The organism is Klebsiella sp. Ech2A (assembly GCF_030078455.1).
Lineage (GTDB): Bacteria > Pseudomonadota > Gammaproteobacteria > Enterobacterales > Enterobacteriaceae > Klebsiella > Klebsiella terrigena.
The window spans coordinates 1-10,965 of the sequence record NZ_JAQGFU010000147.1 but is presented as its reverse complement, the minus strand read 5'-3'; the positions used below and the strand labels follow the sequence as shown (position 1 = coordinate 10,965).

Below are 10,965 nucleotides of genomic sequence, written 5' to 3'. Positions count from 1 at the left end.
CTGTATCAGGCGGAGCAGGCCATTGACGACCTGCTGAAAAACTTCCCGAACCGCTTTGTCGCCGGCGTCGATTCGGCTTCTGCCGGCGTCGGCGCCGCGCCTTCATCAGGCGCGCTATCGGTCGCCGCGTCCGGCAGCGGGAAGTTCAGCGGAGCCGAGGGTTCGGCCGGGGCCTCTTCGCTATGCAGCGCGGGGGCCGAGAGCATCCCCGCCAGCAACGCAAGGGTCGTTAATCGTTTCATAGCTGCCCCTCCTCCTGCGCGCTCTGCGCAGCAGAAGGTTGCCGACGGCGATCGCGCCGCGTTTTCCAGGTCAGCCAGAAGAGCTCAAATACGCAGCGCAGAATAGTGGCGAAAGAGCGGAATGGCTTATCCTGCGGACGCGGCGGATTAATCCACGCGTCGGCGCGGGCCAGCACCACGCGCACCAGCTCGCGGCGCAGGGAGAGCGGGATATTTTCATCAAACTTGAGGCGAATAAAGCGCGCATCCGCGGTGACCTGCTCGGCCGGAATAGAGATAGCCCCAGACTGCAAAATCAGCTCAATCTCTTCGATTTTATCCTGCAGGTGGCGATCGTCAGGCACGGTGATACGACAGCCGCCCATCGACAGGTCGGCGGTATGGCTGCGGGAGACAATGCCGCTGGCATAGTGCATGAGCACCGGGATATCGACATCAATACGGATCGTTTTACGCACCTGGCGGGTTTCCCGCGCCACCGCAATCGCCGCCAGCAGGAAGATCAGGCTGTAGATCCCCCACCCGACGTTCAGAGCGATAACGTTGGGATCGGAGCCAAAATAGTCATGGCCGATGGCGCGCACCAGGCCTACAACGACGCCCACCCCCAGCAGGCAGGCCACCACCAGATGCGGCCTGACCACGGTAAAGTCGAAGTAGCCGACGTCCAGCAGGCCGCCCTTATCGGTCACGTTGAATTTGCCGCGTTTGGGGAAAATCATCGTCACCAGCGTCGGCAGCACCAGGTGGAATGCCAGAACGATGTCGTAAATTTCGCCCCAGAAGCTGTAGCGGTAGCGGCCGTTCATCCTCGAGCCAACGTAGATGGCCAGGAACAGGTGCGGCAGGGCATACGAGACGATCAGGCTCGCCGAGGAGTAGATAATGTTCAGGTTAAACAGCAGGTAGGCCAGCGGCGCGGTAACAAAAACCACGCGCGGCAGCGCAAACTGGTAGTACAGCATGGCGCTGAGATAGCACAGACGCTGCTGGATGGTCAGCCCGCGGCCAAAGAGCGGGTTATCGAGGCGGAAGATTTGCGTCATCCCGCGCGCCCAGCGGGTTCGCTGAATGACGTGCACCACCAAGCGTTCGGTGGCTAAACCTGCCGCCAGCGGGATATCAAGGAACGCCGATTTCCAGCCCAGGCGCTGAAACTTAAGCGCGGTGTGCGCATCTTCGGTGACGGTTTCTACCGCAAAGCCGCCAATCTGCTCCAGCGCTTTACGGCGAATAACGGCGCAGGAGCCGCAGAAGAAGGTCGCGTTCCAGTTGTCGTTGCCCTGCTGGATTGGGCCATAAAACAGCATCCCTTCATTGGGAATATTGCGCCCAACGGAGAGGTTGCGCTCAAACGGGTCCGGCGAGTAGAAGTAGTGCGGCGTCTGCACCAGCGCCAGCATTGGGTCCTTGAGGAAGCCGCCCACCGTGGCCTGCAGGAAGACGCGGGTGGCGACGTGGTCGCAGTCAAACACGCAGATAAGCTCGCCTTGCGTCAGGGTCATCGCATGGTTCAGGTTGCCCGCTTTGGCATGTTTGTTGTCGTTACGGGTGATATACCCGACCCCAACGTCGGCGGCAAACACCGCAAACTCGCTGCGCTTACCGTCGTCCAGCAGATAAATTTTCATCTTATCCGCTGGATAATCAATACACTGCGCGGCCAGCACCGTATCGCGAACCACCTCGAGCGGCTCGTTATAGCTGGGGATATAAATATCGACCGTCGGCCAGGTGCTCATATCGTCCGGCAGCGGGACGATTTCGCGCTTCAGCGGCCAGACCGTTTGCAGGTAGTTCAGTATCAGCATCACCCAGATATAGACTTCCGCCAAAAACAGCCCCATCCCCAGAATCGTTTCGATTCCGGAGTTAAAATGCAGAGTTTGCGTCAGGCGGAAATACATATAACGGGTCGACATCAGCAGCGAAGTCACGACCATAATGACGGAAACGCTGCGATTCTTACTGAACCCCATTAAGAACAGAATGCCGATACTCAGCAGACCAAAAATATACTGCTTTTGGCTGTCCATCGGCGTGATAACGACCAGTACGGCAACCGGCGACAGCAGCAATACCAGCAACCAAAAAAGTGACTTTTTCATTCAGCAGCCCTGCAATAAGTTAAAGCCCTGACATGCGAGGCTGGCTGTGCACCGTGCCGTCGCCAATATTGATACCCAACAGCGCAGAGATTTTTTTTGCAATGATTTCAATATCAAAGGCGGCTGCAGAGGATGAACTAAAGTCGAGAATCGACTTTTGGGAAGCATTTGCCTCTACGACGCTTTCATCACGGTGGATAATGCCCAGCAGGCGGTCGCTGAGCTTATCCTCCATTAGCGCAACCACGTCGCGACTCACCTGGCGGCGAGTATCGCTCTGGTTTATCACGAAAAAGTGTCCGAGCTTGTGATTCAGCTCACCGCCGGTTAAACGCTGCTTTTCCACATGGGATAGCGTTGACATCGAGGCGGTGTCCGCCAGCAGCGGCACCAGGTGCAGGTCCGCCAGCGGCGTTAACGCCGTCAGCGCCGGGGAGGGGCCCGGCGGCAGATCGGCGATAATAATCAGTCCCGGGTAGTTGAGCAGCGCCGACAGCCCGCGCGTCAGGAAATGCGGATCGCTGGCGAGCCGTTCGTCAAACGCCTGACGCTGCTTTTCGGTGACGTCGCCATAGGGCAGCACGAAGATATTGCTGCCCGCGCTGAGCACACACTGGCTCCAGTCATGCAGCTCGAGCGACTTCGCCACGTACCCGCGCTCATCGCTAAGCGGGACGCCAAAATGCAGGCGCAGCGCATTCTGGACGTCAAAATCCAGTGCCAGGACTTTGCTACCCGCGCGCGCCAGCGAGTAGGCCAGATTTGCTGCGAGGGTCGTTTTTCCTACGCCGCCTTTTGGAGAACACACGCAGATCAGCGGCATGTCGCAATCCTTTCTAAAAGAGATTTAAGCGGCTGATCTTTATCTTTAGCCGCAGGTTCAGCGACTTTCGTCGCAAATAAGTGCGCATAGCCTTCCGAGGCTGGCAGCGGACGAGGCGCAGCGGACGGCGGCGTGCTCATTGCCGGCGCGGGCGCTGTAACCGGTGCAGGGGCGGATATCGGCGCGGCAGCGGGGATCGCCGGTACCGGCTCAGCTGGGGCAGCGGCCTGGGCAACCGGGGACGGTGCAACGGCAGCCGGCACGACGACAGGGGCCACGGGAGGCGGCTCTGGCGTCAGGATCGGCGGAGCTGGCTCGGGAGCGACCTGGGCTGGCTCAGGCTCAACCCACAGAAACGTATCCGCGGGGACCTGCTGCGGCAGAGGAAGCGATACCGAACCTCCCATTGCCAGCGAGGACTCTTTTTCTCCAGGCGCAAGCTGATTGAGAATGACCCAATCTCCCTGTTCCCGGGCGGCTGATTGTGATGAAAGGTCCTTGAAATGAAGACTTTGTGTCCGAGTCTTTTCCTTGAAGCGCTGCAAATCATCATAATGGTTCATAGATAACCCCATGATTTTAAATTCATTATATTTTGGCTGTTTTTATTTGGACCCTATACCTCTAGAGCATAGTGTATTTTATTGTTTTTCATAAAGTTAAGTTGATCAGAACGATCGGCTATGCGAAAGATTTTATCCGGGTATAGGTAAGAGCGGCTTTAATACACTGATAGTTATGCGGTTACCCTATCAGTTCTTATCTGAAATGATAGCTCCATTTTTTAGGAGGTATCTTAAGGCGCAGATCACATTCACCTCACCAATGAAAATAACCAGTTTTTTATTCCGGACTTTATTCCACGATAAGCATAATAATCATTAAATTGACGCTTCATTATATATTTTAGACTTTTTATAGATCTCTATATATAAGTCGAATGACTGATTCTTCTAAGAGCAGAGGGCGGCTTTTTCGGCGCAAAAAAAAGGGGAAGCAGAGCAATATGCCGCAGCCGAAAGCATTCGTCCTTCGGCAGCAGCGGGGTCACTACAGGGGGCGTTTTTCCTGGTTTTCATCCTGGTCAACGGCAAAGCAGGCCACCAGCTGGCCGCCGTACTCCTTCAGCTGCGGCTGCAGCTGGGTGCACGGCCCGAAGCGACGGCGGCAGCGGGCGTTAAACGCGCAGCCCGGCGGCGGATTCAGCGGGCTTGGCAGCTCGCCGGTCAGCTTAATGCGCTCCCGGCGATCGTCCGGATTCAGACGCGGGGTGGCCGACAGCAGCGCCTGGGTGTACGGATGCTGCGGGTTGCTAAAGATCTGCTCTTTCGAACCTTTCTCTACGCAGCGCCCGAGATACATCACCATCACCTCATCTGCGATGTGCTCAACAACCGACAGATCGTGGGAAATAAACACGTAGGAGAGCCCCATATCCTGCTGCAGGTCCATCATCAGGTTCAGCACCTGCGCACGCACCGACACGTCCAGCGCGGAGACCGGCTCATCGGCAATCACCACGTCCGGGTCGAGCATCAAGCCACGGGCGATAGCAATACGCTGACGCTGGCCGCCGGAAAACATATGCGGATAGCGATCGTAGTGCTCGGTTTTCAGCCCCACTTTCGCCATCATCGCCAGCGCTTTCTCGCGACGCTCCGCCTTGCTCAGCGACGTGTTGATCTGCAGCGGCTCTTCCAGAATCTGCCCCACCTTTTTACGCGGGTTCAGCGAACCGTACGGGTTCTGGAACACAATCTGGATTTTCTGCCGACGCAGGCTCTGCGACTGGGGATCGTGCTTCAGCAGATCCTGTCCCTGGTAGTACAGCTCGCCGCCGGTCGGGATTTCAATCATCGTCAGCAGGCGGCCGAGGGTTGATTTCCCGCAGCCTGACTCCCCTACCACCGCCAGCGTTTTGCCGCGTTCGAGGGTAAAAGAGACGCCGTCCAGCGCCTTAACCAGCCTTTCAGGGGAAAATAACCCCTTCTTCACCGGGTAGTATTTTTTTAGATCGATGGCCTGCAACAGCAGCTGTTGCGCGGTGGCCTGTTCGGTACTCATAGGGTTGGCCTCCCGGCATCATCGAGTGGGAAGTGGCATTTGGACTGACGTCCGTGGTCCACCAGGTTCAGTTCTGGCTCTTCGCTGCGGCAGCGGTCCGTGGCATACGGGCAGCGCGGATTGAGCAGGCAGCCGTTCGGGCGGTCATATTTCCCCGGAACCACACCCGGCAGCGACGCCAGTCGCGCCTTATCCTGGGCAAACTCCGGCAGCGCGCGCAGCAGCGCCTGGGTATACGGATGGCGCGGCGCGCGGAAGATATCCTTCGCGTCGCCGGCTTCCACAACCTGACCGGCGTACATCACGATAATTTTGTGCGCCGCTTCGGCCACCAGCGCCAGATCGTGAGTAATCAGGACCAGCGCCATATTCTCTTTCTGCTGAAGATCCAGCAGCAGCTCGATGATCTGTGCCTGGATGGTGACATCCAGCGCGGTGGTTGGCTCATCGGCAATCAGCAGCTTGGGCCGACAGGCAATGGCCATCGCAATCATCACGCGCTGGCTCATCCCGCCGGAGAGCTGGTGCGGATAGACGTCGAGGCGCGATGCCGGATCGGGAATCCCCACCAGCGTCAGCAGGTCAATCGCCCGCTGAACGCGCGTTTTTTTATTGCCGCCCTGGTGCACCTTGATGGCTTCCATAATCTGGTAGCCCACGGTATAGCACGGGTTGAGGCTGGTCATCGGGTCCTGGAAGATCATCGCCACTTCGGCGCCCACCAGCTGGCGGCGCTCTTTCTCGGAGATGCGCTTCAGATCGCGGCCGTTAAACTCCAGCTTGTCCGCCATCACCCGGCCGGGGTAATCAATCAGCCCCATAATCGCCAGCGAGCTCACCGATTTACCGGAGCCGGATTCACCGACAATGCCCACCACTTCGCCCTGATTCACGCTGTAGCTTACGCGATCTACGGCGCGGAACGGCGTCCCTTCGTCGCCGAAGTGCACCGATAATTTATCAACATTTAATAACGCCATCTCGAGCCTCTTACTGCTTCAGTTTGGGATCGAGCGCGTCACGCAGACCGTCGCCCATCAGGTTAAATGCCAGCACCGTCAGCAGGATCGCGACACCCGGGAAGGTGACGACCCACCAGGCGCTCTGCGCGAACTGCAGCACATCGGAGAGCATGGTGCCCCACTCCGGTGTCGGCGGCTGCGCACCCATGCCAAGGAAGCCAAGAGCGGCCATGTCGAGAATGGCGTTAGAGAAGCCCAGCGAGGCCTGAACAATCAGCGGCGCCAGGCAGTTAGGCAGAATATTGACGAACATCTGACGCAGCGCTCCCGCCCCCGCCACGCGCGAAGCGGTGACGTAGTCGCGGTTCACCTCAACCATCACCGCCGCGCGGGTCAGACGCACGTAGTGCGGCAGGGCGACAAAGGTGAGCGCCAGGGAGGCGTTAACAATCGACGGGCCGAAGATAGCCACCAGCACCAGCGCCAGCAGCAGGCTAGGCAGCGCCAGCATGATGTCGACGATGCGCATGATGACGGAATCCGCCACCCCGCCAAAATAGCCCGCCACCAGGCCAAGCACCACGCCGAGGATCAGCGACAGCACCACCACCAGGCAGCCAACCAGCAGCGACAGGCGCGCGCCGTACATCAGGCGAGACAGGATATCGCGGCCCACGTCGTCGGTACCGAGCAGGTGCGCGAAGCTCCCGCCTTCCTGCCAGGCCGGCGGCGCCAGCAGCACGTCGCGGAACTGGTCTGCCGGGTTATACGGCGCGATGAAGTTGGCAAATACGGCGATGATAATCATGATCGCCACGTACACCAGGCCGACAACCGCGCCCTTATTGCGTTTGAAATAGTGCCAGAACTCCTGCAGCGGGGTCATTGGCACCGGTGCGGCGACAACTTTATTTTCAGTAACTTGTGACATGATGGCCCCTTACTTCCTATGCCGAATACGCGGGTTCACCACGCCGTACAGCAGATCGACCAGCAGGTTGACGAGGATAATCATCGTCGCTACCAGCAGAACGCCGCCCTGCACTACCGGATAATCGCGGCGCTGCAGCGCGTCGATGAGCCAGCGCCCTAAGCCGGGCCAGGAGAAGATAGTTTCGGTCAGAATAGCGCCCGCCAGCAGCGTGCCCACCTGCAGACCGATGACCGTGACGACCGGCAGCATCGCGTTACGCAGCGCGTGGACCACAATGACGCGCATCCGGGTCAAGCCTTTGGCGCGCGCGGTGCGGATATAGTCCTCACCCAGCACTTCCAGCATCGACGAGCGGGTCATACGCACAATCACCGCCAGCGGAATGGTGCCCAGCACCACGGCGGGCAGGATCATATGCATCACGGCATCGATAAAGTCGCCCGGCTCGCCCCAGATAGCGGTGTCGATCAGCATGAAGCCGGTCAGCGGCAGGGTATCGTCAAGGAATACGGTATCGCTGATGCGCCCGGAGACCGGCGTCAGGTTAAGCTGCACCGAGACCAGCATAATCAGCATCATGCCCCACCAGAAGATAGGCATGGAGTAGCCGGTCAGCGCGAGGCCAACGGAGGTGTGATCGAAGATAGAACCGCGTTTTACCGCAGCCAGTACGCCAACCGGAATACCGACGACGACGGCGAAAATCATCGCGCAGACGCCCAGCTCCATCGTGGCCTTAAAGCGCGGCACAAACTCTTCCCATACCGGAATACGGCTTTTCAGCGAGATGCCTAAATCGCCGTGCAGCACGCCCCAGATATAGTGGACATACTGCTGCCACATCGGCTTATCGAGGCCCATTTCGGCCAGCAGCTGAGCGTGACGTTCAGGGGAAATACCACGTTCGCCCGCCATAATCATCACCGGATCACCGGGGATCATATGCACAAAGGCAAAGGTGAGAAGGGTAATACCGATAAATGTCGGGATGACAAGTCCCAAACGTCGGAGGATGAACTGCAACATAACCCGGATTCTCTATAGTGACGTTCTGCCTGGTGACAGGACGTCTGCATTGCTCACAATTGTCAATTCCCTCTCCCGGGAAGGGAGAGGGGGACCACACTGTTTATTATTCGATTGAGACGTTTTCGAAGTGGTGTTTGCCTAACGGATCGACCACGTAGCCTTTGACTTCTTTACGCACCGGCTCAAATACGGTGGAGTGAGCGATAATCAGCGCCGGAGCCTGATCGTGCATCACTACCTGGGCCTGTTTGTAGAGTTCAATACGCTTGTTATGGTCGTCGGTTGCGCGAGCCGGCTGAATCAGGTCTTCAAACGGCTTGTAGCACCAGCGGGAGTAGTTGGAGCCATCTTTCGCCGCCGCGCAGCTGAACAGGGTCGCGAAGAAGTTATCCGGATCCCCGTTATCACCGGTCCAGCCCATCATCACGGTCTGATGCTCGCCCGCTTTCGCGCGCTTGAGGTATTCGCCCCACTCGTAGGTCACGATCTTGGCCTGGACGCCAACTTTAGCCCAGTCGGCCTGAATCATCTCAGCCATACGGCGCGCGTTCGGGTTGTACGGACGCTGTACCGGCATTGCCCACAGGTCGATGGTGAAGCCTTTTTCCATGCCGGCTTCTTTCAGCAGCGCTTTCGCTTTTTCCGGATCGTAGCTGTAGTCTTTAACGTCGTTGTTATAGCCCCACATGGTCGGCGGAATCAGGTTCTTCGCCGCCTGGCCTGCGCCCTGGTAAACGGCTTTAATGATCGCTTCTTTGTTGACCGCATAGGTCAGCGCCTGGCGGACTTTGACATTATCCAGCGGTTTCTTCTCGGTGTTGAACGAGAGGTAGCCGACGTTCAGACCCGGCTGCTCCAGCAGGGTAATGCTTTTATCTTCTTTCATGCGCGCGATGTCAGCCGGGTTCGGGTACGGCATGATCTGGCACTCATTTTTCTGCAGCTTCGCGTAGCGCACGGAGGCATCAGGCGTGATAGAGAAGACCAGGCGGTCGATCTTCGGCTTGGTGCCCCAGTAGCCCGGGAACGCTTTGTAGAGAATGCGCGAATCTTTCTGATACTGCAGCAGCTGGAACGGGCCGGTACCGATTGGGTTGAGGTCCACTTTTTCCGGCGAGCCGGCTTTCAGCATGTTGTCAGCATACTCTTTTGACAGAATAGAGGCGAAGTCCATCGCCAGGTCGGCGAGGAACGGAGATTCAGGACGGGTCAGCACGAACTGGACGGTATTGTCGTCCACTTTCTTCACTTCGCTAATCAGGTCCGGCAGGCCCATACCTTCGAAGTATTCATAGCTGCCGCCAGAAACTTTATGGTACGGGTTTTGCGCGTTTTTCTGACGATCGAATGAGAACACGACGTCGTCGGCATTGAAGTCACGGGTCGGTTTAAAGTCTTTATTATCCTGCCACTTCACGCCTTTACGCAGGTGGAAGGTATAGGTTTTACCGTCCTCGCTCACGTCCCATTTTTCAGCCAGGCCCGGAATAACTTCCGTGGTCCCGGTTTTGAATTCCACCAGGCGGTTATAGATTGGCACCGAGCTGGCGTCATAGGTGGTACCAGAGGTGAATAGCTGTGGGTTAAAGCCTTCCGGCGAACCTTCAGAACAGTAAACCAGGGTCTTAGCTTGTACGCTTGCGGCAACGGTCAGAGCGACCAGGCTCAGGCCAAGCTTCAGCATCCCTGACTTTTTCAAGGAAATACTCATTATTCTGCTCCAGATGTGATGTTGTTTGCATATTTCCGCCCGACCTTTATTTATTTTTTACCCGGTCTGGTCGGTTGTGCCCGAGGGCGCTGAGAGAGATGGGGATTCCTTTCACAAAAACGACTGAGTTGCAGTGCGGATTCTCCATGAAATGCCCCTCATGCCCTACAATCTGTCAACAGAATGGGGAAACGTCAATACAGCCAACCTGGTTTTACATCCGGGGTGAGAAACCGCAGGCAAAGATTAAAAAAACTCCATGAGGCTATTTTCAGCAGAGAAATTTATGCTACCGGCAATGAACCAGCATAAACGCCTTAATACCTTTCGACATGTAGTGATAAGCAATTCTGGCAAATGGCCAAAATTTCTTACTATGTGACCAATATGTGAGCGATTAATAGCGCGAACGTTAAAACGCACAGCGGAAAATGCTGCCGTTATCCATAAGCTTCGCGAAAAAAGATCGGTTCATATATAAAAAAATACAATGGAAGATGTCACAAAACGATAAACAGGCGGGTAGAAACGGGGATCAGCGCCTTTTTTCCAGGTCGGATAGAGTCACGCACCCGCTACGTCCGCTCAACGCGCATAGTACCGACCCTCCATTGCTCCGCGATACAGAACCTTCTGTGAAGAAAAGACGTCCAGCAGGGCCCTGGCTCCCCGCTGAAATCGGCGAACCGAAGGCCGCAAGACAAGGGCTGGCCGCCAGGGATGGCGGCAAGAGGCGAATCGAGACAGGAGCGAGCCCCGGAACGGGCGAGCAGGTCGAGTTGAGCCGACCGCTGGCTGCAGGCCGGGAGGTGAGCGCAGTGCGCAGCACCGATTTCCGTGCGGGACCGCGGGGATTGTTAAGGGGAAGACGGTTATCTTCCCCTTAACCCGGTCACCTGGCGCCGGGGCCGCATGTTCTGCCAGACGTCCGGTGAACGGAACGCCTCCTGGCTGACAAACATCCTCTCCGGATAAACTCATTCAACACACACCATGCCGTTCAGTTAAGCAACTATCCCCTCATCCCCTCCCGCTCTCCACGATGCCAGGAGCCCTGTGAAGAAAAGGCGTCCAGCGGGGCCCTGGCTCCCC

At 57.3% G+C, this 10,965-nt stretch carries 7 protein-coding genes and 3 pseudogenes; 1 reads left to right on the top strand and 9 read right to left on the bottom strand.

Annotated elements, in window-relative coordinates:
* Positions 1–69, top strand: a pseudogene (locus PFH44_RS28130) (hypothetical protein); the annotation flags it as partial.
* Here the strand turns inward: PFH44_RS28130 and PFH44_RS20335 are convergent.
* From PFH44_RS20335 to dppA, 9 genes and pseudogenes are all read right to left on the bottom strand, one after another.
* Positions 57–242: pseudogene (locus PFH44_RS20335) on the bottom strand (hypothetical protein); the annotation flags it as partial. The pseudogenes PFH44_RS28130 and PFH44_RS20335 overlap by 13 nt on opposite strands.
* Positions 239–2,350 (bottom strand): UDP-forming cellulose synthase catalytic subunit, encoded by a 2,112-nt coding sequence (gene bcsA / locus PFH44_RS20330; RefSeq protein ID WP_283825963.1) that lies wholly within the window; start codon positions 2,348–2,350, stop codon positions 239–241. The pseudogene PFH44_RS20335 and the gene bcsA, both read right to left, overlap by 4 nt.
* A 19-nt stretch (positions 2,351–2,369) precedes the next feature.
* Positions 2,370–3,162 (bottom strand): annotated as a pseudogene (locus PFH44_RS20325) (cellulose synthase operon protein YhjQ/BcsQ).
* Position 3,163: 1 nt separating this feature from the next.
* Entirely contained in the window at positions 3,164–3,736 is a 573-nt protein-coding gene (locus tag PFH44_RS20320) for a cellulose biosynthesis protein BcsO (protein ID WP_283825962.1), read from the bottom strand.
* Positions 3,737–4,223: 487 nt separating this feature from the next.
* On the bottom strand, positions 4,224–5,237 hold the full coding sequence (dppF, locus tag PFH44_RS20315) for a dipeptide ABC transporter ATP-binding subunit DppF (protein WP_283825961.1): 1,014 nt from the start codon (positions 5,235–5,237) through the stop codon (positions 4,224–4,226).
* Entirely contained in the window at positions 5,234–6,217 is a 984-nt protein-coding gene (gene dppD, locus PFH44_RS20310) for a dipeptide ABC transporter ATP-binding protein (RefSeq protein ID WP_041143138.1), read from the bottom strand. Before dppD ends, dppF begins: the two co-directional genes overlap by 4 nt.
* Positions 6,218–6,227: 10 nt before the next feature.
* Entirely contained in the window at positions 6,228–7,130 is a 903-nt protein-coding gene (dppC, locus tag PFH44_RS20305) for a dipeptide ABC transporter permease DppC (protein WP_045853916.1), read from the bottom strand.
* A gap of 9 nt (positions 7,131–7,139) precedes the next feature.
* Positions 7,140–8,159, bottom strand: coding sequence for a dipeptide ABC transporter permease DppB (gene dppB / locus PFH44_RS20300; RefSeq protein WP_041143140.1), 1,020 nt, complete (start codon positions 8,157–8,159; stop codon positions 7,140–7,142).
* A 106-nt stretch (positions 8,160–8,265) separates the two neighbouring features.
* Positions 8,266–9,873 carry a dipeptide ABC transporter periplasmic-binding protein DppA gene (gene dppA, locus PFH44_RS20295; protein WP_283825960.1) on the bottom strand — a complete coding sequence of 536 codons (1,608 nt, stop codon included), beginning with the start codon at positions 9,871–9,873 and terminating at the stop codon, positions 8,266–8,268.
* Positions 9,874–10,965: the final 1,092 nt, after the last annotated feature.

What these genes read in the sequence shown, in the direction of transcription:
- dppD (WP_041143138.1), bottom strand. Translation starts at nt 6,217, where the DNA reads ATGGCGTTATTAAATGTTGATAAATTATCGGTGCACTTCGGCGACGAA.
- dppC (WP_045853916.1), bottom strand. Translation starts at nt 7,130, where the DNA reads ATGTCACAAGTTACTGAAAATAAAGTTGTCGCCGCACCGGTGCCAATG.
- bcsA (WP_283825963.1), bottom strand. Translation starts at nt 2,350, where the DNA reads ATGAAAAAGTCACTTTTTTGGTTGCTGGTATTGCTGCTGTCGCCGGTT.
- PFH44_RS20320 (WP_283825962.1), bottom strand. Translation starts at nt 3,736, where the DNA reads ATGAACCATTATGATGATTTGCAGCGCTTCAAGGAAAAGACTCGGACA.
- dppB (WP_041143140.1), bottom strand. Translation starts at nt 8,159, where the DNA reads ATGTTGCAGTTCATCCTCCGACGTTTGGGACTTGTCATCCCGACATTT.
- dppA (WP_283825960.1), bottom strand. Translation starts at nt 9,873, where the DNA reads ATGAGTATTTCCTTGAAAAAGTCAGGGATGCTGAAGCTTGGCCTGAGC.
- dppF (WP_283825961.1), bottom strand. Translation starts at nt 5,237, where the DNA reads ATGAGTACCGAACAGGCCACCGCGCAACAGCTGCTGTTGCAGGCCATC.